Origin of the sequence: Roseovarius sp. S88, assembly GCF_037023735.1 — a bacterium.
In the GTDB taxonomy this organism is placed as follows: domain Bacteria; phylum Pseudomonadota; class Alphaproteobacteria; order Rhodobacterales; family Rhodobacteraceae; genus Roseovarius; species Roseovarius phycicola.
In genome coordinates this window covers 1,590,166-1,617,162 of record NZ_CP146069.1, presented here as the reverse complement: position 1 = coordinate 1,617,162, position 26,997 = coordinate 1,590,166, and the positions used below count along the sequence as shown (strand labels likewise).

Annotated in this window: 23 protein-coding genes and 1 tRNA gene; 10 read left to right on the top strand and 14 right to left on the bottom strand. The window is 55.1% G+C overall.

Annotated elements, in window-relative coordinates:
- Positions 1 to 7: 7 nt before the first annotated feature.
- From RZ517_RS08165 to RZ517_RS08125, 9 genes are all read left to right on the top strand, one after another.
- The gene (locus RZ517_RS08165) at positions 8 to 1,372 is read left to right on the top strand and encodes an aminotransferase class III-fold pyridoxal phosphate-dependent enzyme (RefSeq protein WP_338550956.1); all 1,365 of its coding nucleotides are present in this window, start codon (positions 8 to 10) and stop codon (positions 1,370 to 1,372) included.
- A gap of 498 nt (positions 1,373 to 1,870) precedes the next feature.
- The gene (locus RZ517_RS08160) at positions 1,871 to 3,307 is read left to right on the top strand and encodes an ammonium transporter (protein ID WP_317055287.1); all 1,437 of its coding nucleotides are present in this window, start codon (positions 1,871 to 1,873) and stop codon (positions 3,305 to 3,307) included.
- 13 nt (positions 3,308 to 3,320) lie between these two features.
- Positions 3,321 to 3,551, top strand: coding sequence for a hypothetical protein (locus tag RZ517_RS08155; RefSeq protein ID WP_317055288.1), 231 nt, complete (start codon positions 3,321 to 3,323; stop codon positions 3,549 to 3,551).
- Between the two features lie 113 nt (positions 3,552 to 3,664).
- Entirely contained in the window at positions 3,665 to 4,567 is a 903-nt protein-coding gene (locus RZ517_RS08150) for a DMT family transporter (protein WP_338550955.1), read from the top strand.
- A 142-nt stretch (positions 4,568 to 4,709) separates the two neighbouring features.
- Positions 4,710 to 5,168 carry a (2Fe-2S)-binding protein gene (locus tag RZ517_RS08145; RefSeq protein ID WP_338550954.1) on the top strand — a complete coding sequence of 153 codons (459 nt, stop codon included), beginning with the start codon at positions 4,710 to 4,712 and terminating at the stop codon, positions 5,166 to 5,168.
- 1 nt (position 5,169) lies between these two features.
- Positions 5,170 to 7,410: a xanthine dehydrogenase family protein molybdopterin-binding subunit gene (locus RZ517_RS08140; protein WP_338550953.1), complete on the top strand. Its 2,241-nt coding sequence runs from the start codon at positions 5,170 to 5,172 to the stop codon at positions 7,408 to 7,410.
- Positions 7,411 to 7,482: 72 nt separating this feature from the next.
- Positions 7,483 to 8,535 (top strand): AbrB family transcriptional regulator, encoded by a 1,053-nt coding sequence (locus RZ517_RS08135; protein ID WP_338550952.1) that lies wholly within the window; start codon positions 7,483 to 7,485, stop codon positions 8,533 to 8,535.
- Positions 8,536 to 8,594: 59 nt separating this feature from the next.
- The gene (locus RZ517_RS08130; RefSeq protein WP_338550951.1) at positions 8,595 to 9,350 is read left to right on the top strand and encodes an SDR family NAD(P)-dependent oxidoreductase; all 756 of its coding nucleotides are present in this window, start codon (positions 8,595 to 8,597) and stop codon (positions 9,348 to 9,350) included.
- A complete protein-coding gene (locus RZ517_RS08125; protein ID WP_338550950.1) occupies positions 9,350 to 9,721 on the top strand; it encodes a cupin domain-containing protein in 372 nt (123 codons plus the stop codon). The genes RZ517_RS08130 and RZ517_RS08125 overlap by 1 nt, the downstream gene beginning before the upstream one ends.
- Before the next feature lie 42 nt (positions 9,722 to 9,763).
- Here the strand turns inward: RZ517_RS08125 and RZ517_RS08120 are convergent, their stop codons facing one another.
- On the bottom strand, positions 9,764 to 11,086 hold the full coding sequence (locus tag RZ517_RS08120) for an NAD(P)/FAD-dependent oxidoreductase (protein ID WP_338550949.1): 1,323 nt from the start codon (positions 11,084 to 11,086) through the stop codon (positions 9,764 to 9,766).
- A 113-nt stretch (positions 11,087 to 11,199) separates the two neighbouring features.
- A tRNA-Gly gene (locus RZ517_RS08115) sits at positions 11,200 to 11,273 on the bottom strand.
- 314 nt (positions 11,274 to 11,587) lie between these two features.
- On the opposite strand from RZ517_RS08115, the gene RZ517_RS08110 reads away from it, so the two are divergent.
- Positions 11,588 to 12,808 (top strand): nucleotidyl transferase AbiEii/AbiGii toxin family protein, encoded by a 1,221-nt coding sequence (locus RZ517_RS08110; RefSeq protein WP_338550948.1) that lies wholly within the window; start codon positions 11,588 to 11,590, stop codon positions 12,806 to 12,808.
- A 289-nt stretch (positions 12,809 to 13,097) separates the two neighbouring features.
- Here RZ517_RS08110 and betA read toward each other — a convergent pair whose 3' ends face one another.
- From betA to RZ517_RS08050, 12 genes are all read right to left on the bottom strand, one after another.
- A complete protein-coding gene (betA, locus tag RZ517_RS08105) occupies positions 13,098 to 14,747 on the bottom strand; it encodes a choline dehydrogenase (RefSeq protein WP_338550947.1) in 1,650 nt (549 codons plus the stop codon).
- 33 nt (positions 14,748 to 14,780) lie between these two features.
- A complete protein-coding gene (choV, locus tag RZ517_RS08100) occupies positions 14,781 to 15,809 on the bottom strand; it encodes a choline ABC transporter ATP-binding protein (protein ID WP_338550946.1) in 1,029 nt (342 codons plus the stop codon).
- Positions 15,810 to 15,814: 5 nt separating this feature from the next.
- Entirely contained in the window at positions 15,815 to 16,645 is an 831-nt protein-coding gene (choW, locus tag RZ517_RS08095) for a choline ABC transporter permease subunit (protein ID WP_338550945.1), read from the bottom strand.
- An 80-nt stretch (positions 16,646 to 16,725) separates the two neighbouring features.
- Entirely contained in the window at positions 16,726 to 17,676 is a 951-nt protein-coding gene (gene choX / locus RZ517_RS08090; protein ID WP_338550944.1) for a choline ABC transporter substrate-binding protein, read from the bottom strand.
- 233 nt (positions 17,677 to 17,909) lie between these two features.
- Positions 17,910 to 18,851 (bottom strand): LysR substrate-binding domain-containing protein, encoded by a 942-nt coding sequence (locus RZ517_RS08085; RefSeq protein ID WP_338550943.1) that lies wholly within the window; start codon positions 18,849 to 18,851, stop codon positions 17,910 to 17,912.
- Positions 18,848 to 20,050 (bottom strand): DUF3179 domain-containing (seleno)protein, encoded by a 1,203-nt coding sequence (locus RZ517_RS08080; RefSeq protein ID WP_338550942.1) that lies wholly within the window; start codon positions 20,048 to 20,050, stop codon positions 18,848 to 18,850. The genes RZ517_RS08085 and RZ517_RS08080 overlap by 4 nt, the downstream gene beginning before the upstream one ends.
- Positions 20,051 to 20,065: 15 nt before the next feature.
- The gene (locus tag RZ517_RS08075) at positions 20,066 to 20,869 is read right to left on the bottom strand and encodes an FAD binding domain-containing protein (protein WP_338550941.1); all 804 of its coding nucleotides are present in this window, start codon (positions 20,867 to 20,869) and stop codon (positions 20,066 to 20,068) included.
- Between the two features lie 12 nt (positions 20,870 to 20,881).
- Positions 20,882 to 23,239, bottom strand: a complete 2,358-nt coding sequence (locus RZ517_RS08070) for a xanthine dehydrogenase family protein molybdopterin-binding subunit (RefSeq protein ID WP_338550940.1) — start codon at positions 23,237 to 23,239, stop codon at positions 20,882 to 20,884.
- Between the two features lie 15 nt (positions 23,240 to 23,254).
- On the bottom strand, positions 23,255 to 23,722 hold the full coding sequence (locus RZ517_RS08065) for a (2Fe-2S)-binding protein (protein WP_338550939.1): 468 nt from the start codon (positions 23,720 to 23,722) through the stop codon (positions 23,255 to 23,257).
- 151 nt (positions 23,723 to 23,873) lie between these two features.
- Entirely contained in the window at positions 23,874 to 24,347 is a 474-nt protein-coding gene (locus tag RZ517_RS08060; RefSeq protein ID WP_338550938.1) for an SRPBCC family protein, read from the bottom strand.
- 77 nt (positions 24,348 to 24,424) lie between these two features.
- Positions 24,425 to 25,624: an aminomethyltransferase family protein gene (locus RZ517_RS08055; RefSeq protein ID WP_338550937.1), complete on the bottom strand. Its 1,200-nt coding sequence runs from the start codon at positions 25,622 to 25,624 to the stop codon at positions 24,425 to 24,427.
- 309 nt (positions 25,625 to 25,933) lie between these two features.
- Positions 25,934 to 26,866 (bottom strand): ABC transporter substrate-binding protein, encoded by a 933-nt coding sequence (locus RZ517_RS08050; RefSeq protein ID WP_338550936.1) that lies wholly within the window; start codon positions 26,864 to 26,866, stop codon positions 25,934 to 25,936.
- Positions 26,867 to 26,997: the final 131 nt, after the last annotated feature.

The window sequence follows — 26,997 nt, the reverse complement described above, 5'->3', positions numbered from 1 at the left end:
CCCTGTCATGTCTGAATTTTCCAATGAATATCCGACGCATGATCCCGGCTGGGTGCAAGAGATGCACGCCAATCACTATCTGCAAAGCTGGTCCAAACAAGGCAGAAAGCCGCCAGTGATTACAGGCGCAGAAGGAAGCTGGTTCTGGGACAGCACGGGCAAGCGTTACTTGGATTTCCAATCGCAACTGGTGAATGCCAACCTGGGCCATCAGCATCCCAAGATCGTGCAGGCGATCAAGGATCAGGCCGACAAGCTATGCTATATCGGCCCGGCCATGGGGTCAGATGTGCGCTCGGAACTGGCCGCGCTGATGACCGAGATCACGCCAGAGCCGATCACCTCCACCTTTTTCACTACAGGTGGCTCTGCGGCCAATGAATTGGCGATCCGTCTGGCAAGACATTACACCGGGCGCTCCAAAATCATCGCGCGCTATCGCAGCTATCACGGCGCCACCGGCGGCACGCTGAGCCTGACGGGCGATCCGCGCCGCCATCTGACTCGTGGCGACATGCCCGGTGTGGTGCGCATGCTGGACCCGTATTGCTATCGCTGCCCGATGGGACATACCGACAGCGCAAACTGCCCGGTGAGCCAGGGTGGGCCGCATCTTGAAGAGCTTTTGATGTACGAAAACCCGCAAACTGTGGCCGCGGTGATTTTGGAGCCGATTGTGGGCACGAACGGCATTCTTGTACCCCCCGATGGCTATTTGCAATCCATTCGAGAGACCTGTGACCGGCACGGCATCTTGCTGATCTTTGATGAGGTGATGGCCGGGTTTGGCCGCACCGGAAAATGGTTTGCCTGCGATCACTGGGACGTCGCGCCGGATATCCTCAGCTCCGCCAAGGGGATCAATTCGGGCTATGTCCCATTGGGCACGATGTCTGTCTCCAAAACACTAGCCGACTGGCTGAAGGACTATCCTCTTCCCGGCGGACTGACCTATGCCGGTCACCCACTCGCTTGTGCCTCTGGCGTAGCGGCCATTCGCGCCATGCAGGAAGAAGGCACTCTGGCGAAAGCGACCGCTTCTGGGGAGTACTTGCGTTCAGAACTGGCCAAGCTGGCCGACAAGCATCCTTGCATTGGCGATATTCGTGGCAAGGGCATGTTCAACGCGATCGAGTTGGTCAAAAACCGCGACACCCGCGAGATGCTGGTGCCCTTCGCAGCCAAGGAAGACGCTGCCGCGCCCATGTCTGAGATGATGAAATTTGCAATGAATGAGGGGCTTTATCTGTCATTCTTCTCAAACTGCATTCGCCTCACACCGCCATTGAATATTAGTCGTGAGGATCTGGATCTCGGGTTGGAGATACTTGATCGAACGCTGGAGATCGCGGACGAACACTATCAGCTCTAAAACGTCCTGCCTTTAACCTGAGACATCAGATAAAGGCAGGGCGCACGCGACACGCATATCTTGCGCCGCATTCGACCCAAAGCTGTGATGCAGGTTTTGGGTCGAAAGCTTTAAGCACTTTGTCCGGTTTTGCTTCGACGAGGCGCGTGTCGGAAAAACGGCGTTACGCATTTTCAAATCCGCCAAAACTCAAGTCGAAACCGTCACTGTCAGGTTGTGCCCGACGACACCAGGACTTTGAGCCACGCAGCGCAAGGCTTTGCTAAAAAGGAATATTTTATTCATTTGGGGAAGAAATTTTTTAAACTCTGCTCTTTTTTCTAGCTAACCGCATAATTAATAGGCAAACTTACCCTGTGTTCGCCTTGTCTTCCCCTAAGCAAAGACGGGGCGAATGAGGCTCGATCGAGCCGGGACACAAGACACGGGCGATTTGCTCCGGTCCGCGAACGGACCCCCAAAACATCAGCAAACGCCCCGCAAACGGGAGGACAGTTAATGGATACCGATATCGGTGCGCTTACGGTGATCTTTACCGAATTTTACTACTGGATCACCATTCCGCTGATGTTTCTGATTCACGTCGGCTTTTGTATGTATGAGGTCGGCGCGACACGTCACAAAAATCACGTTCACACTCTGATGAAGAACACCATGCTCATTCCGCTGGTGACGGTGACGTTCTTCTTCTTTGGGTGGTGGATTTACTTTGCCTTTCCAAATGGGCCTGGCATCACAGGCGGCATAACACAGTCTGACAATGCTGTGCCTTGGTCAGAGCTGATGGGCACGCACCTAGGTGGCCCTGGACCGGCACTGGAGTCCGCACAAGGGTATGGCGTTGAACTTGGCAATGGCTTCTGGAACCGTCTCAACGGTGTGTTCTGGGCGGCATTCTTGCTCTTTTCATGGACCGCAGCCTCCATTGTTTCTGGCGCGACCATAGAACGTATCCGGCCATCAGCCTTCTGGATCCTTGCCGTTGTCATCGGTTCATGCACTTGGATCATCGACGCGGCCTGGGGCTGGCACCCAGATGGCTGGATGGTCACACAACTGGGCTATCACGATGCCTATGCATCTGGTGTGATCCATGCGATCGCAGGCGGTTTCGCCCTCGGTGTGGTCTGTGTGCTGGGGCCGAGGATCGGCAAGTTTGCCCCTGATGGCACCCCACGCAACATCAACCCGCACAACAAGTGGCTGGTCACAATCGGTCTTTTCCTGATTTATTGCGGGTTCTGGGGCTTCTACGTGGCCTGTAACGTGCCAATCATCGACCACCAGTCACTGGGCGGAGCCGAAGGTGTCGTGAACTTTACCGCGACAACGATTTACTTAACACCAACAACACTTTCCGCGATTGTCTTCAACTTCCTGATGTCGCTATCGGGCGGTCTGTTGGCGGGCTATGTGGTATCCAAGGGCGAAGCGTTCTGGACCTACTCGGCCGGTCTGGCAGGGGTTATCACAGCCTCAGCGGGTAATGACCTTTATCACCCGATCCAAGCCATGATCATCGGCGGTATCGGCGCGGTCTGTGCGTACAAACTTCATTTCTGGGTCGAACGTAAGTTCAAGATCGACGATCCGGTTGGCGCGATTGCAGTACACGGTTATGCAGGCTTCATCGGTCTGGTGATCTGTGGCTTCATGCTCTGGGGTCACCCGGCAACAGCGGCCTATCATGAAACCGTAGCGGTCATCACACCATGGGGTCAGTTCATGGGCGCGTGCATCATGTTCATCGTTCTGGGCTTTATTCCAGCGTGGATCGTCTCAAAGATCCTGATGGGGCTCGGCATGCTGCGTGTGCCGCCTGCGGTCGAACTTGTCGGTCTCGATATGAGCGAGGAAATCGCCGAGGAAATGGACGCGATTGCAATCTCGCAGGCTGATATCGAAGAGGCCAAGCGTCTCGGACTGCTAACATAGATAGGAGCGAATGATGTCTACAACTTCAGTTGAAACCTGGGCAGGTGCAGACCTGTCGCAAATCGGTCCAATCTATCCAATGGTGGGCACAGAAATGATCCTTGTGATCGTCGGAGTGGCACTCTGGCTTCTGTTTCACATCGTGCAGGCCGGGATTGAAAGACGTGAGATGGAGGCGGATGAGGCTGCCGCAAAAAGTCCGGAGAGGCTAAAGCGCGTTTTTGAAGAAGAAGCGCACGAATAGGCGACCGTCTTATCGCCCTCGGACGCGCCGGCCCCTCCGCCGGCGCGTTTCTTTTGTCACCCGTCAATTTTCAGAGGCTGGACAGTCCCAGAACCGTCTGACACTGGTGGCGCATGGCGCAGCCCCAAACCCAACCCAACGCAGATCAAGTGCAGAACGTATCGCTTGGCATTGCCAGTGCGGTGGCGGTTTTGATTATCTGGTCCGCGTTTTTCGTATTTTCACGCGCTGGCGTGCAAACCACTCTGACTGCAGGTGATATTGCGGCTTTGCGATTCACTGTGGCGGGGGTCATCTGCTTGCCTTTCCTGTGGGCGTGGTGGCCACGTCACATTCCGATCTGGGCAGCAGCCCTGCTGTCAATGACAGGGCCGGGCATGATCTACACGATGTGTATGTATCTTGGCCTGAGCGAGGCCTCGGTTGCGTATGCCGGTGTCTTTTCAAACGGTGCACTGCCCATCTTCACTGGCGCTTTGGTTGCCTATGTTAGCCATCAATTGCCGGGCCGGATGCAGGCTGCGGCACTGGCCATGATCGTCATCGGCGCTGTTTTGGTCGGCTCAACCGGGGTCGGGGCCGGGAACGGCAATGTGTGGCTCGGCATTGCCTTGTTCCTCACATCGGCCGCCATACAATCCATCTATATTTTCAGCCTGAGACACTGGAAGGTGAAACCGCGTCAGGCACTTGTGCTGGTCAATATTCCAAACGCCTTGCTCTTCTTGCCGATCTGGGCCCTCTTTCTGCCCAGCGGCATGGCGGAGACGCCCCTGAGCACGATCCTCGGACAGGCTCTGTTCCAAGGGTTGGGACCGGGGTTTCTCGCAGTTATTTTGTTTTCTCTAGCCGCCAATCACCTTGGCCCGAATGGCACGGCCGGGTTTTCCGCCGCTGTGCCTGCCACGGCGGCTGTCCTCGCCATACCGGTGTTAGGAGAAATACCCGTGCCGCTGGAATGGGCCGGGATCGGGCTTGTGTCTTTGGGGCTTGTCCTTTTGGTCCGCGCACGGTGACGTTGCATCACTTTTCTCAGACCATGCTGGCGATACTCCGCCCTCTAAACTAAGTGGTTCAGAAACAACTTCGCGCCGATAGTGCGACATGGTATCGTTCGTGTCTCAGACCGGGCGCGGGGGTGGTGTTCAGGAGACCGCTATGCAGATCACCGTTGATGGAAAACGTCATGAGGTGGATGTCGAAGACGACATGCCGCTGCTTTGGGTTTTGCGAGATGAGCTTGACATCACAGGTGTCAAATATGGCTGTGGCATCGCGCAATGCGGCGCTTGTACCGTGCATATCGATAGCGAGGCTGTGCGGTCGTGTCAGGTACTGGCAGGCGACGTTTGGGGGGATGTGACCACAATTCAGGGGCTTGGCACGCCAGAGGCCTTACACGCAGTCCAATCCGCCTGGATCGATCATCAGGTTGCACAATGCGGGTATTGTCAATCTGGTCAGATCATGCAGGCCGCCGCGTTGCTTGCGGAAACGCCGAACCCCACGGATCAGGACATCGACGACGCCATGTCCGGCAACCTCTGTCGCTGTGGCACCTACCCCCGCATCCGCGCTGCGATCAAGACAGCCGCGTCCAAACTGCGGGAGGCGTAGGATGAGCCGGTTGGGAAAGATCACGCGGCGGACGCTTCTTGTCGGAGCTGTGGCTGTGGCGGGCGGTGTGGCCTTTGGCACATGGCGGTACAAGACACCTTACAAGAACCCGCTTCTGGCAGGACTGAATGAAGGTGATGCGGCGCTGACGCCGTATGTTTTGATCGCGCCGGATGGGATTACTCTGATCACTCCGCGCGCAGACAAAGGCCAGGGTGCCTACCATGCGCAAGCCCTATTGATTGCCGAAGAACTGGACGTGGAACTGGATCAGATCTCGCTCGATCCCGGCGCACCAGATGTGGCCTATTGGAACCAGGCTTTGGCAGAAGAGGCGTCCGAGTTTCTCGTGCCAGCAGGCGGGTTTATGCAAGACGCTGCGCAAACAGCTGTATCTGCTGTTTCGAAATTCATCGGCCTGCAAATCACGGGCGGCTCAACCACCATTCCCGACGGGTTTGACAAACTGCGCGCAGCAGGGGCCTCGGCCCGCGAAACGCTCAAACTGGCCGCGACAGAACAAAGCGGTGTGCCTGTATCGGACTTGCGCACGCAGTCTGGTGCCGTGATCCTGCCCGATGATAGCCGCCTGCCCTACACCGCGCTTGCCGCCCGCGCCGCTACACTTGATCCGGTGCAGGACGTGCCGCTGCGGGAACCGTCCGAATGGCGATTGATCGGCAAACCGACAGATCGTCTCGACATCGTGCCCAAATCAACCGGCACTCAGGACTACGGTATCGACGTGACCGTGCCTGGCATGGTGCATGCCACCGTGTTGATGAACCCGTCGCAGGGGGGCGGCCTGGGCAAGTACGACACCTCAGAGGCGTTCAAGATCAAAGGCGTGAGTTCGGTGGTTGAGATCACCGGGGGCCTTGGCATCATCGCCGACAACACCTGGCGCGCCATTCAAGGGGCGCGCGCGATTGAGGCAAGCTGGCCCAAAGGGCCGATGCCCGAAACAATGGAGGCGCATTGGCTGGCGCTGTCGGATAGTTTCACCGCCGACGCACAAGACAGTCGCAAACGCGATGATGGTGATGTGGATGCCGCTTTGGGGGCTGATGCAGTAACTGCAGAGTACCGGGCACCGTACCTTGCCCATGCACCGCTGGAACCTCTGAACGCGGTTGTGCGTGTGGATGATGATGGCGCTGAGGTCTGGACCGGCACACAGGTGCCGCGTTTCCTTCAGGCCAACGTGGCGCGTCTTTCCGGGCTGTCGCCCGATCAGATCAAAGTGCTTGGAAAGATGATCGGCGGCAGTTTCGGGCATAGGCTGGAAGATGAAGTCGTCAAACAAGCCACTGAAATCGCGATGCAAATGAAGGGCACACCGGTCAAGCTGACCTATTCGCGCGAAGAGGACATGTTGCACGACTTCCCGCGTCAGATCGCCATGGCGCGCATGCGCGGATTGGTCAAGGACGGTCAGGTCGAGGCCTATGACCTCTCGATTGCCATGCCCTCGGTGACCGGATCGCAAATGGCGCGGCAGAACCAGACCGTGCCCGGACCCGACAGCCAGATTGTGGCCGGGGCCTTCGAACAACCCTTCGCCATTCCGCATCACCGCGTCACAGGATACCGCGCCCCAGAGCTGGCGCCGATCAGTTCCTGGCGCTCCGTGGGGGCGTCCTCCAACGGTTTTTTCTACAATGCCGGGTTGGATGAGTTGATCCACGCAGCAGGGGCTGATCCGCTCGAAGAACGGCTCCGGCTTTGCAACGACCCGTTGTCTCAAAAGGTGCTCGAAGCCATTGCAGAGATGTCAAACTGGTCCGGCCCTGCGCCGAGTGCCGGCGTAGGTCGTGGTGTGGCTTTCACCAAATCCTTTGGTGTGCCCTGCGCCGAAGTAGTGGACATCAAGCAAACCGAAGACGGTCTGCGCATCACAAACGTCTGGGTCGCCGCCGAAGTGGGCACAGTTGTAGACCCCGTGAATTTTGAGAACAACGTCGCAGGCGGTGTCATCTTCGGGCTGGGCCACGCGATGTTTGGCGAAATCACCTATGAGGGCGGCGTGGCAGAGCAGAAAAACTATGATCTTTTTCCTTCCATGCGGATCAACCAGTGCCCCGAGATCATGGTGCGAGGTCTTGAGAATGGAGACAGAGTCCTGGGTGTCGGCGAGCCCCCCGTGCCCCCTGCCGCCCCGGCCCTTGCATCGGCCATCTTTGCACTCACCGGAACGCGGCTGCGCGAGATGCCGTTTTCGAAGTTTGTGCCATTTGCTTGATAAACTGAGGCGTTGTGAGGCGAGATTAGTGTCGCCTCTTGCCCTCCTATGTCGGCGGTGCTTCAAAGGGTTATGGGACATCCCCTCGCCACTCTGATCCTTTTGGCCCTTGGCGCGTGTTCAGCATTTGCAGCCTTAGCGCTGAACCTACCCCTGCCATATCTCTTGGGGCCATTGCTGGCGGCTTCTTTGGTGGCGACGCTCGCACCCCAACACCTACCATCTGGCTATCAGTTCCCTCCCAAGCTGCGGCTTGCATTCATCGCGATCATCGGTCTCATGATCGGCGCGCAGGTCACGCCGGAGCTCTTTTCTGATGCACCGCGGCTGATGCTGAGCTTTGCAGCCCTGACCGCCTTTGTCGTTCTGGCGCATGGGTTTGGGTATGTGATCCTGCACAACATCGGTGGATATGACAGGCCCACAGCGTTTTACGGCGCCGCGCCGGGCGGGCTTTTTGAATCCATCGCCATGGGGGAAGAGGCCGGTGCGGATGCGGCCCGCCTGACGCTGCAGCAATTCCTGCGTGTTGTGGCCGTGGTCACGTTATTGCCCATCGGATTGTCGCTCTGGCTGGGCGAACCCGTAGGAAGTTCAGCGGGCATGACATTGGCCCGGTCAAGCGTGCCTTGGTCCGCCCTCCCCTGGATTGCCCTGGCTGGTGTGACTGGGATCATTCTGGGGCAAGCCCTGCGCCTTCCAGCCAAGCAACTGACCGGCCCGATGGCCATAGCTGCGATCCTGTCGCTCACCGGTCTCTTGCATCTCGATGTGCCACAATGGCTGGTAAACACCGCGCAGGTTGTCATCGGCACGGCCCTTGGCATGCGGTTCACCGGGCTTACCAAAGCCTTGTTGATGAAAGGTCTCTGGCTAACTGCATTATCGGTCGGTGGGATGCTGGTCATCGCCGCTGGATTTGCCCTGGCTCTGATGGGGCCATTGGATCAACCTTTTGATGTTTTGCTCATCAGCTTTGCCCCGGGCGGGGTGACGGAAATGTCTCTGGTGGCCCTCAGCCTTTCGGCGAACCCGGCTTTTGTCACACTGCATCATGTTTTTCGCATTCTGATCACGGTCGTGGGTCTGGGGCTCAGTGCCCGATGGCTGCGTGCCCGGCTTTGACAGAGCGCATGATCCTCGTTATCTGAACAGATGTTCATTTCCTGAAACGGAGTCCACACATGCACCTTTCCGAGACAGCCGCCATCATCACCGGAGGCGCCTCTGGCCTCGGGGAAGCCACGGCCCGGCATTTCCGTGAAATGGGTGCGGCGGTGACGCTTCTGGACCGTGACACAGAGCGAGGACCGCAGGTTGCGGATGAGATCGGCGCAACTTTCGTAGAAACCGACGTTACTGATGAGGTGTCGGTCCAAACTGCTATTGATGCTGCCAAAGATGCCATGGGACGCATCACAGCCGCTGTGAACTGCGCAGGTATCGCTCCCGCCGAACGCACTTTGGGCAAGGACGGCCCACACCGGCTCGAGCTTTTTCAGAAGGTGATCGACATCAACCTTGTGGGCAGTTTCAACGTGGCCCGTCTGGCCGCGGGTGAGATTGCCAAGAACACCCCTGCCCCGGATGGCACACGCGGCGTGATCATCAACACAGCCTCAATCGCCGCCTTTGAGGCCCAGAAAGGCCAGACAGCCTACGGCGCGTCTAAGGGTGGTATATTTGGCCTCTCGCTCCCCATGGCGCGGGATCTGTCACGTGAAGGTATTCGTGTCATGGCAATCGCCCCGGGCATTTTCGGCACGCCCATGCTGCGCGGGTTGCCCCAGGAGGTGCAGGACAGCCTGGCGCAGGACGTGACCTTTCCCAAGCGACTCGGGGACCCGGCGGAGTTTGCCGCCCTGGCGCGGTTCATCATCGAATGCGACTACCTCAATGGCGAAGTGATCCGCATTGACGGCGCGATGCGGCTGCAATGATGCGGCACTACCAAATCGGCGAGGATCCCGGCCCCTTGGAGGAGTGGCCTTTTGACAATCCTCTGAGTGATTACAAGATCTTGTCAGGCACACCTCGCGCGTCTGGCCGGTTGGATATGGGCGGCCCAGGTCAAGCAACTCGATCAGGCATCTGGCGCTGCACTGAGGGGCGGTTTTCCTGCATCGAACAGGGTGATGAGATGATGACCGTGCTGTCGGGGCGCGGTACGCTCACAGATATAGAGACTAGTGCTGTGCAGGAGCTGACGCCGGGAGACACGGTTTTCATCAAGGACGGCATGCAAGCCATCTGGGAGATCGAAGAGGTGCTGACGAAGGCGTTTTTCGGGTTCAAGCCAGATGGTTATTAATGGGATGTCGAAATCTTTGAAAGATTTCGGACCGCGTTCTTTTTAAGACCGCGCCTGCCAGTTTTCCCAGCGATCCACCCATTGCCGATACCAGACATCCGCCGCTTTTAGGAAATGCGGTTTGTCAAACGGATGCAGAAAGTGGCGCGAAAACCTTGTATGCTGATACGCTGTTTCGGCCCGCGCATCGCCAACCGCCAGATACCCAACCTTGGCCCCTAAATAGGGCGCCATCACCGTGCCGGACCCGCTATAGCCCATGGCAAAGCACACGCCATCTTGTTCGCCCACATGGGGCATATGGGCAAAGCTGAACCCGGTGTTACCGGTCCAGGCATGCGTGAGTCTTGTCCCTTCCAGCTCTGGCCAAACCTCCACCATGGTTTGGCGCAATCGCTCGGCTGCCAGATCTAAAGGGATATCACGCATCGCCGACCGTCCACCAAAGAGGATCCTCTTGCCGTCTGGAGATACACGAAAGTAGCTATGCCGCGCGCGGGTTTCGACCATCATCCGCCGCCCCGGCGCCAAATGGCCAATCAGGTTGGCGGGCAATTCTTCGGTCGCAATCAGAAAGGATGGCAGAGGAAACACCCGCGACACATGCCAACGAAACGGCCGCGTGGTGTAGCCGTTCGTGGCCAGCACCAGCTTGTCAGCAGTGATCTGTCCTTTGGATGTGTAGGCGCATTGGCGCGTGCCGTCGCGCTCAAGGCGCTCGACACGCGCACGACTTACAACGGGAATGTTGCGCCTCTGAACGGCCGCCAGCATGCCGGCATGATACTTCGCGGGATGCAGCCCGCCATGCTCGGGGAAGAGAAGCCCACCCTGGTAACACCCGGTTTCAATCTCACGCGCCAGATTTTCGGGCGGCACCAGCGCCACCTCAACTTTGCTCTTGGCGCTCACACTCTGCGCCAGCCGCTGCTGGCTGGCATAATGCGACCCGGTCCAAGCCAGTTGAATGCGGCCCGTCTGCTGAAAGTCACAGGCGATGCTCTCGTCTTCGATGAAGACCAGCGCCCAAGCCAACGCAGATGAAGCTTCAGCAAAGACACCATCGGCCACGTCGCGCCCGAAACTGGATGCCAGCTTGTCCCAGCTCAACCGAGGATGCGCGCCAACCATCCCGCCATTGCGCGATGACGCCCCCTCGCCCGGGATGCCAGCTTCGACCACCACAACACGCGCCCCACTGTCATGCGCAGCGATGGCTGCAGACAAGCCCGTGTAGCCCGCACCCACGATCAAAACATCCGCAGTGTCAGGCAAATCATCGTCGGTTGCTTTTGGCTCTGTCTCTTCCCACCAGTACGGCCGCCCCAAGGGTGCGCTGCCTTTGAAATCCGTTTGCTTTGCCATGCGCTACCTCTTGCCAAAGACATAACAAGATTTACGCAGCACCATGTGCCACCGCAATCGCTCAATGAACATTCAGCCAATGGAGCGCTTTGTTTTTATTGGTAAGTGAAGATTGGAGCGGGCGGCGGGAATCGAACCCGCGTCATCAGCTTGGAAGGCTGAGGTCTTACCACTACACAACGCCCGCTGCTCACCAAAACCTGTTATTTCATTGATTTTCCAAGGTCAATACTGACCGGAGGAAACAAGTTACTTATGTTTGAAAGAACATAAGAATTTTCATCGTGGATTTGAAGAACAACTCTATTGGAGTGCCTTTACAGCAGTCTCAAAGGGCGGGAAGTGGTCGTTCGCTGCGAAAGCAAGATGCTAAATGTTTCGCCCGAGAAGCGGAAATTAAAGGTATTCTGAGAGTAACTTCTTAGGAGGCCGAGCTTTCCAAAAAGAAAGGCGCATCATCTGACAATACTGGCGAAAAAAGGGGCTGGGTATCATGAACACATGATTACAGACCAAGAAATTGAAGAAATCGGTGAAGCCCAAGGACTAACGCCCCATGAGGTGGAGAAGGACTACGTCCACAGCTGGATGCTTCAGGGAATTTTCTCCCGTCCAGCGTTGAGGCGGCTTTTGATACTGAAGGGAGGAAACGCATTGAGAAAAGCGTATTTTTCTGACACGCGGTTCTCGAAGGACCTGGATTTTTCAAGCACCAGTCGAGTTGACCAGCTACTTCTTGAAACTGAGTTGAGAGAGGTTTGCAATCTTCTCTCAGCGAACACGTCCATCGAATTCCTCGACAAGACAGTGGTAAAGGATAAAAACTTGCCGTTCGATGCGGACGCGCTTGAAGCACGTGTTTATTTCAAAGGCTTCTACAATGAAGAATGCGTGGACCTGAAAACGCAACTGGACGTTACTCAGTTCGACAAGATTTATCTGCCAGTCCAAGAACGTCTGATCCTGCATCCATACAGTGATCGCTCTAGTCTCTCCGAAACGATGCGGGTCCAGAAGGCAGAAGAAGTTCTCGCGTCCAAGCTAACAACGCTGCTACACAGGCGAAAAGTCGGCGACATGTTCGACTTGATCTATGGGGTGCTTCTGGGTCGAGAACTGTCAGTTTCTAGAGCCGAAGTGATTTCAACTTTCTTGAAGAAGTCGATTTTCGAACCCAATCCCGAAGCGGCCCGTCGGGAACTACTTGATCTCCCAATCGGCGAGTATGAAGAGTACTGGGGAACCATTATTGCGCCGAGTACCAGTGTCTTCGGCTTCGACGTAGTTACCAGCCGTTTTGGAGAGATGGTAAACTCACTTTTTGATGCGGTTGCAGCACCAATCAGAAGAATGACCCCCAGCGGCTTTGGTGGTGGAAGGTCAGGAAGACTGGTTGGCCGAGCAGCATCTAGAAGTTCTCTTTCTGAAACAACCACTATAGGCCTAATGCCAAGTTCAATTCGTAGTACCATCATAAATGGTGGTCGTACGAGAACAATGATCGAGATGTCATATGGCGGCTACCGCCGATTTGTCGAACCATACAAGATTGAATACTACGTGCGGAAAAAAGACGGTGCAGGCAACGAGTACTTTTGGGGTTACGACACCACTGGTGGGAGCAGCGGCAAAGCGTCGATAAAACAATTTTTTTGTGACCGTATTGAATCCGCCAGCCCAACCAACTCGTCATTTTCTCCTCGATATGCAATCGAGCTGTAGTCTGGCTAAGAGGCAAGGCCTATATCAACATCCGTGCAATGCGTCGCAGCCTACGTCGAACCCGCTGAGTTAATAGGTTCGATGCACAGTTGTTTTTCTCTATGTCAGTTAAAACAACTAACTGAGATGAGCGGCAGCTATGCGGATTGCAAGCGCAGCATCTTGATCGGTCAGTCAATGGCAGCTCTGGGCCGTGAGCATTGCGCAGCTGCGCTCTGGCAACGCGTCAATGCTGCGCCGAATCCAAGACCAGGAATGAGTTTAGAATGCCTCGTTTGACCTGATCCCCTCAGCGTTGGGACGTCTCCCAGTCTGGTGCACGGTAGGCTGGAGCATTGGAGGCAGGCAACATGCCTTTTTCTAGAACGTGGTCCGCCCCTTTTTCACCAATCATAATTGTCGGGGCGTTCAGGTTGCCATTCGTTACAAACGGCATGATGGAGCTGTCGATGACACGTAAGCCTTCAACCCCATGCACTCTTGTTTCAGGGTCCACCACCGACATATCGTCCGTTCCCATCTTGCAGGTGCCCGCGGGATGATAGGCTGTGACCGCATTTTGCGATACGAAATCGTCCATCTCAGAGTCCGTTTGCACATCGGGACCGGGTAAGATTTCAGGCCCGCGGTACGGGTCGAATGCGGACTGACCAAAAATTTCGCGGGTCAGTCGAATACCGTCGCGGAATACCTGACGGTCATAGTCGTTTTGAAGGTAGTTGAACACCAGCCGGGGCGCCTCTGCGGGGTTGGCAGATCGCAGCGTAAGCCGTCCCCTGCTCTTAGGCTTGCCTTGGATGATATGAGCCTGAAAGCCGTGCCCCTTGAACGAGGATGACCCATCGTAGGCAATAGCGCCCCCCAGCATGTGATACTGAAGATCGGGATAAGGGATGCCTGCCCGGCTGCGAATATGGCCGTTCGCCTCCAGATGGTTGGAGGCCCCGAGACCATTTCTGAACAGAAGCCATTGCAGCCCAATCTTGGCCTTGCTCAGAGGTCCAAGAACTCCGTTGAGAGTGATAGGTTGTGTGCATTGTTGTTGCATCCAGATTTCCAGATGATCGTGCAGGTTTTCCCCTACCCCTGGCAATTCGTGCAACGGGTTAATTCCATGCTCACGCAAATGCTCCGATGGGCCAATACCCGAGAGCATCAAAAGCTTTGGAGAATTGATCGGCCCGGCTGAAATGATCACCTCCCGCGCTGCCTTGGCTGTGACCACCGGGCCGCCTTTGACAGAATACTCGACACCAGTGGCGCGTTTTCCTTCCAACTGAACCTTGTGGGTCAGCGCATGCATGATCAGACGTAGGTTTGGACGATTGAGACTTGGCTTAAGATAGGCATTGGCCGTTGACCACCGGACGCCGTCCTTCACGGACATATCCATGACGGAGAAGCCCTCTTGCATGAACCCGTTGTAGTCCTCGCTCACCGGGTATCCGGCTTGACGCCCGGCTTCGATGAAGGCGCGGTATAATGGATTGGTCACAGGAGCACGACTGACGTGCTGCTCGCCGCCTTGGCTGCGATACTGGTCTGCCATCACACTGGTTTCGGCCCGACGGAAGTAAGGTAGCACGTCTGCATAGCTCCAACCGTTCGCGCCAGATGCGTTCCAATCATCAAAATCGCCTGCGTTGCCACGCACCCAGACCATACCGTTGATCGAAGACGACCCTCCGATCACTTTGCCGCGCGCTTGATGGATGCGGCGGCCATCCAAGCCAGGCTCCGGTTCGGTGTAAAACCCCCAATCGTATTTTTTCGAGTTCATAGGGATCGAAAGAGCCGAAGGCATCTGAATGAAGACTGAATTGTCCTTGCCGCCAAATTCCAGAACCAGAACCTTAGTTCTGGGGTCTTCACTCAGCCGTCGTGCCAGAACGGACCCTGCTGAACCTGATCCTATGATGATGTAGTCGTAGGTTTCCATGCAGACCCTTTGGATTTGTTTTAAGCGCGAGTATCAATTGCGTGGGTTACACAGCTTGGCCAAAATGCGATCGGTTGAGATTTGACCGATCAGCTGTCCATTCTCAACAACGCCTACAACCGGCGTCTCAGCACGACCAAACTCTTCCATCACTGCGCGCACATCTACGTCAGCATCCACAGTGATTTCAGGTGTTGTAGTTGCAGGTTCGATCAAATCACGTGCGCAGAGCACGCCAAGTGGATTCATATGCGCTACGAAATCGGCAACATATTCGTTGATGGGATCCGAATAGATGTCCTGTGGCGTACCAATCTGAACGATGCGACCGCCTTCCATGATGGCAATCCTGTCACCGAGCTTGAAGGCTTCATCTAGATCGTGGCTGACGAAGATGATCGTTCGCTTTAGCTCGCGTTGCAGATCCAGCAATTCATCCTGAAGCCGGGTGCGGATCAGAGGATCGAGCGCAGAAAAGGGCTCGTCCATCAAAAGGATAGGAGCATCGGTTGCAAAGGCACGAGCCAGCCCCACACGCTGCTGCATCCCGCCCGAAAGTTCGCCCACCTTGCGCTCTGCCCAATCGCTCAAGTGCACCAGTTCCAATTGCTTATCCACCTGAGCATCGCGCTGTGCTTTTTGCATGCCGGCAAGTTCAAGTCCCAGACCCACATTCTCTCGCACGGTGCGCCAGGGCAGCAGGCCAAATTGCTGAAAGACCATAGCAACTTTGTGCTGGCGCATTTCTCGCAGGGTATTTGCGTCGGCATTGGTCACATCAACCATTTTTGACCCGTCATTCACCCGCACAGCTCCACGTACTACAGGGTTGAGCGCATTGACCGCACGGATAAGCGTGGACTTCCCCGAGCCAGACAGTCCCATCAGGACAAGGATCTCTCCGGTACCGACGCTCAGGTTGCAGTCATGCACTCCCAGTACTTGCCCTGTTTCGAGCTGAATTTCTGGGCGTTCCTTCATCTCGTCCATCAAGGGCAACGCCAGTTCTGGCTTCGGGCCAAACACGATGGACACTTTGTCAAATTCCACAGCTACGGGCATGGTGCTTATTGATCCCCTCGCAACATTCGGTCGAGAATAATCGCGACCACGACAATGATCAGTCCGCTTTCAAACCCAAGTGCAGTGTTCACCTGATTGAGGGCGCGAACCACCGGAACCCCAAGGCCGTCAGCGCCGACAAGGGCGGCGATAACCACCATTGATAGGCTGAGCATGATGGTTTGATTCAACCCGGCCATTATCTGCGGCATCGCGTAGGGCAGCTCGACCTTCCAAAGTGTCTGTCGCGGAGTAGCACCAAAGGCCTGCGCTGCCTCAAGCAAAGCAGTGGGCGTTTTTGAAATTCCGAGATGGGTCAGCCGGATTGGCGCGGGGATCACGAAAACCACCGTTGCAATCAGACCCGGCACCATTCCGATTCCAAAGAACACAATCATCGGTATGAGATAAACGAATGTGGGAAGCGTCTGCATCAAATCCAGCACTGGGCGCATGGCCTGATAGAGTCTTGGACGATGCGCCGCTGCAATCCCGATAGGAACGCCGATACCCATACAGAAAATGCAGGATACCAGAACAAGCGTCAGGCTCTCCAGCGTTTCTTCCCAGTACCCCTGGTTAAGAATGAACAGAAACCCCAGGAACACCAGCAGGCAAGGCTTCCAGCTACGACGCAGATACCAAGTCAGCGCTACAAAAATCGCTACGATTATCAATGGGTGCGGGGCGTTCAATACATAAAGGATCGTCTCAATGAGACCATTGGTGAACGCTTCCAGTCCGTCGAAGAAAAAACCTGCATTAGTGCGCAGCCACTCGAAGGCCTCTTTGAAAGAGCTCCCAACAGGGATCTTGTTGTCGGTTAGCCAGTCCATGTATGGATCCTGATAAAGAGCCGAAGCCCGTGCATAAGAAGGTCCGGGCTCACCCGGACCTTCCAAATTGGCAATTCGCTTTAGCCAGCCAACTCGGCCTCGACTGCAGCTTTGGCATCACCACCATCGCGAGTGACCACACCATCAAGCCATTCGTCGAGAACGCTGATGTTTTCCTTCAACCAATCGCGCCCGGCATCTTCCGGGTCGGCGCCATCTTCAAGGATGGCCGCCATAAGAATGTTCTCCATATCAACTGAGAAGGAGAGGTTTTTCATGAATTTGCCAACATTGGGGCATTCCTCGAGATACCCTGCGCGAACATTCGAATAGACCTTCGCGGCGCCGAAATCGGGACCAAAGGTATCATCGCCGCCTGTCAGGTAGGTCATGTCGAAATTGTTGTTCATCGGATGCGGCGCCCAGCCCAGAAACACCACTGGTTCGCCCTTGCCATCCGATCGGGCAACCTGTGCCAACATCCCTTGCTCCGAGCTTTCCTTGAGTTCGAACTTAGAAAGACCAAATTGATCCTTCTCGATCATCTCCAAGACAAGACGGTTGCCGTCATTGCCGGGTTCGATGCCGATAATCGCGTTGTCGAGAGCATCCGCGTGTTTGGCAATATCCGCGAAATCCTTGATGCCTAGCTCCGCCCCTGCAGCATTGGTTGCCAACGTGTACTTCGCGCCTTCCACAACCGCGCGCACGACTTCGACAGCACCGGAATCCGTGTAGGGTTTGATATCGGCGGCCATCGACGGCATCCAGTTACCTAGGAACGCGTCAATATCGCCATTTTCCATCGACTTGTACGTCACAGGGATCGAAAGAACCTTTATGTCCACCTCATATCCCAGCGCTTCAAGCACCATTCCTGATAACGCGGTGGTCGCCGTTTCAGCTGTCCAGCCGACATCGGCAAAAGAAACTTCGCTACAACTGTCCGGCTCTTCGGCAGCATAGGTCACATTTGCAGGAATCGCCCCCATAGCAAATGCCACGACCAGCGCGCTCTTTCTCATTGTCATTTTTTTCCTCCCAGAAATGCAGGTTATAGTTTTCCTGCTTTGTTGTGCTTTGAGGTAGATAATCTATCGGTTTCCCTCAGGGGCTCGAATGCTTGGACATCTCTACTAACGCGATGTTTTCTTAGCCCTTGAGTCTGAAGCTATGTGAATGATCACTTCTTGAGAATTCAGATGATCTGAGCTGATCATTTAGTTTCTCTGCAAAAATCAGGCTTGGAAATGTGGTTCTAATGTCAAACCGGGTCGCTGTGACCTGTCACCACGCCTGCTTCGGTCATAATCCATGAAACAAAGGCCGCCACCTCGGCGCGTTCAAGAGCGACCTCATTCACTACAAGGTCATATCCAATATCTGTAGCCACCCCTCGTCCGAACGGGTTGACGAGCAGTTTTGCTTCGATGAGGTCATGCAGTACACGCGGGCTGCCTATGATGAATCCTTGCCCTGCGACAGCGGACTGAACGGCCAAATTGTAATCACTAAAGCGCAAGCCGTCGCCCGGCGTAACACTTTCAGCACCCATTTTGGTCAACCAGTGCTTCCAGTAATTCCACTTCCGAGTATTTTCAGCCCAATGGAACTGCGTCAGATCCCAACGCAATAGCTTGGCATCTTCGAGATGATCCAGTGACGTTATTTCAGGTGGACCTTCTACAAGTCGAGGGCTGCAAAAAGCGCAAAGCTCTTCGTCAAACAGCCTAAAAAAGGTCAGGTCGCCATGATCTTTCACCCCAAATCGTATGCCAACATCGGCTACGCCAACTTCCATATCCACAATCTGCGGGGTGGAGTCGATCAGAACGTCTATTCCGGGGTTGGCCTCCTTGAACCTTTCTAGCCGGGGCACGAGCCAGGATGCAGCGAAGGATGGGGTGGTCGTTACAACAAACCTTTGCGCGCTGGTCATGGCTCGCATCCGCTCAACCGTGTCGGCGATCTGCCGAAACGGGAGAGACAGGCCTTCGCGCCCAACCGCCCCAATCGGGGTCAGCACTAGTTTTCGGCCCTTCTTTTCCAGAAGTGGTCCGCCCAAAGCGTCTTCCAGCTTGCGCACAAGTTGGTTGGCTGCGCCAGGCGAGACGTGTAACTCCTCAGCTGCTTTTCGATAGTTCAGATGTCGTGATACCGACTCGAAGGCACGCAGCCCGTTGAGGGAGGGAAGCCAGCTGCTCATCCCGCACGCCGGGCCGGTTCGCGATCTGTACGGTTGATGTCCGTGTGTGGAAAATACTCGGCCCAGACATGCCAGAACATTCCAGGCTTGAGCGTTTCTACACGCGCCAATTGGCCTTGATCCGATTTCCCGTAGAAGTCTATTTCTGAGACAGGCCCACCTCTGTCGTTGTACCAAACCCCAAGGCTCTCGAAATTCTCATCATAGGCCACTACGATACCGCGCCCACCAACAGAAGTGTTAATAGGACCTTCATGATGCTTAACAAACTCATCGGTATAGCATGTCGCGTCTGTGCCGATGTTAACGCCCCAAATATACGTTTTGTTGGGCAGCCGGCTATCTGAACGGGTCATGTTGTCGATCAATGGCGCCTCAATACGGTGTTGTGCCCGGATGCCCCAGGTAAACATCATGTCCTGGGCAGTATCGAGAATTTTCAAGAGTGGATTGGAGGATGGTTGGTTAATATAAACCGTTCCGTCAGGATACGCCTTTTCGAACCCTCGGAATGTCATGCGGAACGTCGGCCACGGAGTCATGCCTGTGCCTTGCACGATCTCGCATTCGCGGGCTCCCAATATCTGTTGGACAGGCTCGCCGGTATTGTTGTCGCGAAGGATCAGGTTGTTGGCGATTTGCGCCATGACCTCCAGTTTGACGGGTTGTCCGTTGATGCTCGGCTCGAATGCAAGTCCCAGATTGGACATACCACAATAGGTCATCTGGATATCCGCCCCGTCAAACCCGTCGGAATTGCCTACTACATGAGGGCGCAGAAGCTCGGCATCGGGGTGAGCCCGCGCAATGCCATTATTCACGATCACCAGAACTTCATTCGAAGGGCTGACGAATTGGCGCGCTTCTTTGAGGCTGTAGTATTTGGCATTTCCGGTCTTGGTGCGCATTCCCGTGTGTAGCCAGACATAAGGGAAAAGGTAAAAAAGCCCCCAGATGATCAAAGCAGGCCACCAGATCAAACCCGTTCCGGCTCCAGCCAGCCAATAGCTCAGCGTACAGGCCAGGACTCCGGCAAGGCCTGCGCCCATGATCTTATACTCATGACGGATTACCCAGACCAGATTGTTCCGCTTGATGCGAAAAAACATCTGACTGATATCGCCAAGCTCCCTGAAATAGAAGAACCCCGCGACTAGCGAGAGGGCCAACCCAAACCAAAACGTCGCCTCCCAGATCATGATGATCTCTCCCGGTTAACCCCCGCTGGCGGCCTCGACAGCACGGCGTGCCATTTCGCCTATTAGGTGCTTGCGATACTCAGCTGAGGCATGGATATCGGCGGATATGTCCGCTTCATCAATACCGCTGCCATCGATGGCTTCAGCGGAAAAATTCTTGCCAAGGATGGCTTCAATATGACTGTCACGAAAGACACCGGCAGACCCAGCCCCGGTGACGGCAACGCGCACATCTCCGCCCGTTTTAGACAGCATTACGCCCACTAGGGCATAGCGCGAAGCTGGGTTCGGGAATTTGATGTAGGCTGCCTGTTGGGGTATAGGAAAGGACACGGCAAGGATCATCTCATCCTCCTCCAACGCCGTTTCGAACAAATCGACGAAGAAGTCATCAGCATCTATCTCGCGGCGGTTGGTGCGAATGGTAGCGCCAAGGCCAATGCATCCCGCAGGATAATCCGCTGCCGGATCATTATTGGCCACCGATCCGCCTATCGTTCCCCGGTGACGCACCTGCTGATCGCCGATGCCGCTTGCGAGTTTCGACAACGCGGGGATGTGCCGCGCCACCAATTCATTTTCCGACACCGCACAATGGGTGGTAGTTGCACCGATGACGATCGAATTGTTCTCTTTGTGAATACCGCTCAGACCGCTTATCCCTTTCAGATCGATTAGATCAGACGGCTCGGCCAATCTGTGTTTTAGCGTCGGCAACAGGGTCTGGCCACCAGCGAGCAGCGACGGACTATCAGTGGATGCCAGAAGCTCTTCGGCTTCCTGTTGCGAGGAGGGGTTGTGATAGTTGAAGCTATACATTCGTATTCCCTCCTATTCCGCTGCAATTTTATCTTTGGCGATGCGCCACAGTTTCTCACCCGTGGCCGGCATATCGATGTGCCGGATCTCTAGCGCATTCACGATCGCATTGATTAGTGTCGGGGGAGCTGCGATGCACCCAGCCTCACCCGCACCTTTCGCGCCCAACGGATTATGGGTACAGGGGGTACATGTGTAGCCAACACGAAATTTTGGCAGATCATCAGCGCGCGGCATGCAATAATCCATGAATGAGCCGGTAATCAATTGCCCGCTTTCGGGATCATAGACGCCATTTTCCATGATCGCCTGGCCAATCCCCTGCGCCAGTCCACCATGTATTTGCCCTTCTACGATCATCGGGTTGATCACAGTGCCGAAGTCATCCACGGCGACCCAATCGACAATCTCCAGCACACCAGTTCTAGGGTCGATCTCGACCTCACAGATATGAGTGCCAGCCGGGTAAGTGAAATTCCCCGGATCATAAAACGCGGTCTCATCAAGACCCGGTTCAAGTCCTTCGGGATAGTCGAGCGGCACATAAGCGCGCTCAGCAACTTCCTTAATCGTGACGGATTTATTGGTGCCGGTCACCGAATAGAGACCCTGTTCAAATTCGATGTCTACGACGGAGGCTTCCAACATATGGGCGGCGATCTTACGGCCTTTTTCAATAACCTTCTCACCGGCGCGAACAATTGCTGATCCTCCAACCGCTAGGGAACGCGATCCATAGGTGCCCATGCCCATGGGAACCTGGCTGGTATCACCGTGGATCAGCTCCACATCCTCAATCGGGATGCCGAACATATCGGCCACGATCTGACCAAATGTCGTTTCATGCCCCTGACCGTGCCCATGCGTACCAGTCAAAACAAACGCAGTGCCCGTCGCGTTGAATCGGATCTGCCCGGATTCCCACAAACCAGCACCTGCTCCCATTTTGCCGATCAACTGAGACGGGGCCACACCGCAGGCCTCAATGTAGCAAGCTAGACCAATGCCACGCAGCTTGCCGCGTGACTTGGCTTCTTCGCGGCGCGCTGGGAAACCGTCGTAGTCAATCATCCTGAGTGCCTCATCGAGCGAAGCATCGTAATCGCCGATGTCGTAGGTCAGATGAACTGGCGTCTGGTACGGAAAGTCCGCAGGCTTTATGAAGTTGCGACGGCGAATTTCGATTGGGTCGAGTCCCATCTCATGCGCCGCCACATCAACAACCCGCTCGATCAGATAGGCGGCTTCGGGCCTGCCTGCACCACGATAAGCATCCACTGGCGATGTGTTGGTGAACACCGCACGCACGTTGCTGTAGATCACTGGTGTTTTGTAACAACCAGCGAACAATGTGGCGTAGAAATAGGTCGGAATACTCGTTGCGTAGTTTGACAGATAGGCACCCATGTTGGCCGTAGTGTCAATCTTCATACCTAGGAACGTGCCGTCCTTGTCCAACGCTAGATCGACGGTGGTCAGGTGATCACGGGCATGGGTGTCCGCCAGGAACGACTCTGACCGGTCCCCGGTCCAACGCACCGGGCGGTCGATCATTTTTGACAGCCAAAGGCAGGTTGTTTCCTCCGGGTAGCAATAGATTTTCATGCCAAACCCGCCACCTACATCAGGTGCTATGACGCGTATCTTCGTTTCGGGGATGCCAGTCACCGATCCGCTCAACATCCAACGCAACATGTGCGGGTTTTGGCTGGTGGACCAAAGTGTATAACTGTCCAAGCCGGAATCGTATTCGGCGATGGCCGCACGAGGCTCCATCGCGTTAGGTACAAGGCGGTTGTTCACTAGATCGAGCGAGGTGATGTGATGTGCGGTCTCGAAGATCGCATCAATTTCAGTCCGGCTGCCCAGCTCCCAGTCATAGCACAGATTTTGCGGTGCGAGATCGTGGATCTGTTCACCTTCGAGAGCGTTTGCAAGGTTGATGACCGGCTCCAGCTCGTCGAAATCAATTTCAACCAATTCAGCACCGTCGCGCGCTTGCTCGTAGGTCTCGGCCACCACAACGGCAAGATGATCACCGACATAGCGAGCGCGATCCGGCGTTAGAGCATAGTGCGGCACAGCTTTGTGCGGCTCACCTTTTCGGTCGGTCACCACCCAACCGCAGGGGATTGAGCCCCAGTCATCGCGCTGGATGTCTTCACCGGTGAACACGCCCAATACGCCAGGCGCGGCAAGGGCTGCTTCTTTGTTGATGGACTTGATAGTCCCATGCGCAACAGGAGAACGGACAAACACCGCGTAGGTTTCGCCTGGACGACGAATGTCGTCAACATAGCGCCCTTTACCCGTTAGCAGACGTTGATCCTCTTTGCGCTTCAGAGGTTTACCAACCAGCATATCATTCATGGGTCCGGCCTTTCTTTAAGCGGCGTCGCCTGATGCGACCTGCTGAACAGCATTGACGATGTTGTGATAGCCCGTGCAGCGGCAAATATTGCCTTCAAGCCATTCGCGAATTTCTGCCTCGGAAGGATTGGGATTGACCCGTAGTAGGTCAATCGTGCTCATCACCATGCCAGGCGTGCAGAACCCACATTGCAAGCCATGCTGATCGCGAAACGCTTCTTGCATTGGGTGCATCTTGCCATCTTCGGTAAGTCCTTCGAGCGTGGTTACCGTGGTTCCTTCAGCCTCGACCGCAAGCATCGTGCAGGATTTGACTGACCGACCATCGACATGCACAACACAGGCACCACATTGGCTCGTGTCACAACCAACATGCGTGCCAGTCAGGCGTAGGTTCTTGCGAATAAACTCAACCAGCAAAGTGCGTCCTTCGACGTCACCAGACACATCCCTGCCGTTCACAGTCATAGAAATAGTAGGCACGTGCGACCCCCTCCCCGGTTTAGCATCACCATGATCATCGCGATTGGTCAGGCGCAGTGCGCCCGTGTGTAAAAAGTATCTCTGCCTGTAAATTTGGGGAACTCGTTTAATCTGCCCCCAGCGTTTAGCTAAACTTAACGCTGGGCCAGTATCAGTCGGCTGGTTCTGCCGGTGACTCTGGGGAATATGCCTCAAGATTATCTGAGAACTTGGTGAAAAACTGGCTAGCCATCTTCTTGGCTGCACTGTCAATCAACCGACTGCCAATTTGAGCAAGTTTGCCGCCTACCTTGGCATTGACGGTGTATAACAAAGTGGTCGTTTCACCATTAGGTACAAGCCGGACATTTGCACTTCCCGAAGCGAATCCTGCGACGCCGCCTTTGCCCTCTCCTGATATTCTGTAGCTCTCAGGCTCATTTATATCGAGCAGTTCGACCACTCCAGCGAACTTCGCGGAGACTGGACCAACCTTGGCCTTCACTGTGGCTTCAAACCCATTTTCTCCGGTTCTTTCCAGTTCCTGGCAGCCTGGAATACTATCACGCAACATATCCGGATCGTTCAATGCCTGCCAAACCACGGCTTGCGGGGCGTTAATTTTTTGTTCGCCATTCATATCCATGAAGTAGTTGCCTCTTCTGTCGAAAAACAGGTAGGCGCCCTTGTGAAGCACCAGCCTACTTTGATTTCTGTTTCCGATTATTCAGGTGGCGTTTCCAGCCCGCGCGGGATCCTCTTGTCCGGGTCCATAAACGGAAGCTCGACAATCTCTGCCTTGTGCATATTCCCATCGGGTGTCTCGATCTGAAGCGTTCGTCCGACCCAAGCTCCGCTGGAACTCTCTGGTTCGTCAAACAGGACGTAGCCGATGCCTTTCTCCAATGTGGGAGACCAGTCCCCGATTGTCATGCGGGCAACGTCTTGACCGTCATCCAAAATCCGAGTGCCTACTCGCGGGATTCCAGTTTCGCACTTAAGCCCATATAGCCGTCTCCGCTTGTCGGCCTTCATCAGCGCATCGCGCCCGATGAAGTCAGGGTTGTCAAACTCCACGAGGCTTTCAAGCCCTGCATCAAATGGGGTCGTGCCAGGATTGATGTCCATGTCGTAGTCGAGGATACCAGCCTCCACTCGACGCAGTGTCATTGACCCGCCCGCCCCCATGCGCAGGCCGAACTCTTTCCCGACCTCAAAGATGTAATCCCAGAACTTGTGCGGGTCGTTTTCCGGATTACCGTAAATCTCGATTCCCATCTCTCCCGTGAAACCGGTTCGAGACACAACTGCTTCCATACCGTTGAAGCTAAAGCGGCCTGCGTTAAAGTACCCCCAACGCTCCGGCTTCTGCCCAGGACAGGCTTTTTCCAAGAATTCCAGAGCCTTGGGGCCTTGCACCTGCAAGACCCGCGATTGCGGATCGCTAACCTCGACATCCATGCCATCGGACATCAGATTAAGCCAATGCTCAAAGCCACCATTGGCCTGAACGTACCAGAAATGGTCTTCAGCCAGACGGATCACGACACCATCCATGATGATTCCGCCTTGCGGTGTGCAGGCAATAGCATAGCGCGCCTTCCAGACGCCCATATTTCCTATCTTTCGGGTAAGCGCACGTTCCAGTAGCTTAACTGCATCGGGCCCCTTGATGGCAATCGGCATCTCAGGCACATCATATAGCATAATGCCTTTGCGCAACTGCCAATAGTCAGCAATCACATCCTCCCCAAAGGACACTGCATACAAGCGCGTGTTGTAGATACCGAAGATCGTATCTTTGGTTGCCCATTTGTCGAAATAGGGTGATTTGTCGAACCGCTTTGTGTTCAGCTTAAGCACTGTGTGCGAATGAGCGTGAATGACCTTATCGAGGCCTTGCGTCTGAGCTGTATCTGGCAATTTACTGTACCATCCTTGTTGGGGAACGGCGCGGCGTATGCTGCGGTTGCGTTCAAGATTGCGGGTAAAATCAGCGGTAGGCCTAAAAAAGAGTCCACCAGATTTTCAATGAGTTTAGGAAAGCTTAGCCCCTGCGAAAAACGGTATTATCTCAACACAAGAGTCAGAAATTCTACTTGTACGAAACGGAACGTCGCATTGACAAAAACCGACCTCGGACAAGCCGCTTAAAGCGAAGATATCCGAAGCCGGCAGTAGAACCCTATTGCGCTGGGAGATTGCGCGATCGGGACAGGAAGATGTTGCCGATCAGTTCACCCAAGGCGTCCAAAGTGTTTCGTTTGCGGAAAGCCAACTTTCGGCAGCTGCTTCGGGCGTCATTCCGTCTACGTCTACAAGTTTGGCCATTTCGGCGATCTGCGCATTCGTGAATGACATCCGCTCAAGTGCTGCATAGGCATTTGGCCACTTGTCTTTCATTCCGGCCCAAGCCGCCTTCTTCAGGTAGCCATCGACAGGCGCGCCGCAATCATATGCCATTTCGGGATTAACCCCAACAGATGCATCTTCCATGCAACCAGCCTCATAGGCTGGAAATTCAACAAATTTGCCTGGGTGCACCGCTTCAACAAAATTCGGTGTCCAATTTTGCAGAACGACGGGACGTCCTTCGGCCTTTGCCTCGTCAATGGCGCTCCAAAGCGCTTCGGCCGAGGCGGCATGGACCATCTGAAAATTCATATCCAACGCTTTGATCCGTTCCATATGATGCTGTGGCCAATCTTCGGGACCGGCAAGGAACATTCCTTTGTCGCCAGTCTCATCTGTCGCAAATTTTGCCGCACAGGCATTGAGTGCCTCCCAATCAGGAAGGCCAGGGCACATCTCTTCGACGTAATCTGGATACCACCATTCTTCACGCGTTGTCGCCTCATGTGATCCGGCATCAACCACATTCCCGGTCTCTAAGGCGGCATCAAACAACTTCCCAAACACCCCTTCCCAGACCTCAACCACAATCGTGGCTTCACCTTTCTGTAGGTGCTCGTAGACTTCGTTGCTGCCAGTTTCGATATGATCAACTGTGTAACCCATACTCTCCAGAATATCGCCGACGACGTGGCTCATTACGATCTGGCTGGACCAGTTGTGCGTCGGAATGACGATTGGGTCAGAGCTTTCGGCGGCAAATACGAAAGTTGGGGCAGCGAGTGCCATAGCAAATATACCTTTATTCTTCATGATGTGTCCTCCCTCAGACAGGTTGGCACGAGACAATGCTAAAGCGCTTGCTTCGCGCTCCAGAATTATACCCTTACGCGAGCCAATCCAGAACGCTGTATATCTGCGATAAACACTTAGATTTTCTATTA

Bases quoted from the DNA above. Each gene is read 5' to 3' on its own strand.
- RZ517_RS08165 (WP_338550956.1), top strand. From the start codon at position 8: ATGTCTGAATTTTCCAATGAATATCCGACGCATGATCCCGGCTGGGTG.
- RZ517_RS08160 (WP_317055287.1), top strand. From the start codon at position 1,871: ATGGATACCGATATCGGTGCGCTTACGGTGATCTTTACCGAATTTTAC.
- RZ517_RS08155 (WP_317055288.1), top strand. From the start codon at position 3,321: ATGTCTACAACTTCAGTTGAAACCTGGGCAGGTGCAGACCTGTCGCAA.
- RZ517_RS08150 (WP_338550955.1), top strand. From the start codon at position 3,665: ATGGCGCAGCCCCAAACCCAACCCAACGCAGATCAAGTGCAGAACGTA.
- RZ517_RS08145 (WP_338550954.1), top strand. From the start codon at position 4,710: ATGCAGATCACCGTTGATGGAAAACGTCATGAGGTGGATGTCGAAGAC.
- RZ517_RS08140 (WP_338550953.1), top strand. From the start codon at position 5,170: ATGAGCCGGTTGGGAAAGATCACGCGGCGGACGCTTCTTGTCGGAGCT.
- RZ517_RS08135 (WP_338550952.1), top strand. From the start codon at position 7,483: ATGGGACATCCCCTCGCCACTCTGATCCTTTTGGCCCTTGGCGCGTGT.
- RZ517_RS08130 (WP_338550951.1), top strand. From the start codon at position 8,595: ATGCACCTTTCCGAGACAGCCGCCATCATCACCGGAGGCGCCTCTGGC.
- RZ517_RS08125 (WP_338550950.1), top strand. From the start codon at position 9,350: ATGCGGCACTACCAAATCGGCGAGGATCCCGGCCCCTTGGAGGAGTGG.
- RZ517_RS08120 (WP_338550949.1), bottom strand. From the start codon at position 11,086: ATGGCAAAGCAAACGGATTTCAAAGGCAGCGCACCCTTGGGGCGGCCG.
- RZ517_RS08110 (WP_338550948.1), top strand. From the start codon at position 11,588: ATGATTACAGACCAAGAAATTGAAGAAATCGGTGAAGCCCAAGGACTA.
- betA (WP_338550947.1), bottom strand. From the start codon at position 14,747: ATGGAAACCTACGACTACATCATCATAGGATCAGGTTCAGCAGGGTCC.
- choV (WP_338550946.1), bottom strand. From the start codon at position 15,809: ATGCCCGTAGCTGTGGAATTTGACAAAGTGTCCATCGTGTTTGGCCCG.
- choW (WP_338550945.1), bottom strand. From the start codon at position 16,645: ATGGACTGGCTAACCGACAACAAGATCCCTGTTGGGAGCTCTTTCAAA.
- choX (WP_338550944.1), bottom strand. From the start codon at position 17,676: ATGACAATGAGAAAGAGCGCGCTGGTCGTGGCATTTGCTATGGGGGCG.
- RZ517_RS08085 (WP_338550943.1), bottom strand. From the start codon at position 18,851: ATGAGCAGCTGGCTTCCCTCCCTCAACGGGCTGCGTGCCTTCGAGTCG.
- RZ517_RS08080 (WP_338550942.1), bottom strand. From the start codon at position 20,050: ATGATCTGGGAGGCGACGTTTTGGTTTGGGTTGGCCCTCTCGCTAGTC.
- RZ517_RS08075 (WP_338550941.1), bottom strand. From the start codon at position 20,869: ATGTATAGCTTCAACTATCACAACCCCTCCTCGCAACAGGAAGCCGAA.
- RZ517_RS08070 (WP_338550940.1), bottom strand. From the start codon at position 23,239: ATGAATGATATGCTGGTTGGTAAACCTCTGAAGCGCAAAGAGGATCAA.
- RZ517_RS08060 (WP_338550938.1), bottom strand. From the start codon at position 24,347: ATGGATATGAATGGCGAACAAAAAATTAACGCCCCGCAAGCCGTGGTT.
- RZ517_RS08050 (WP_338550936.1), bottom strand. From the start codon at position 26,866: ATGAAGAATAAAGGTATATTTGCTATGGCACTCGCTGCCCCAACTTTC.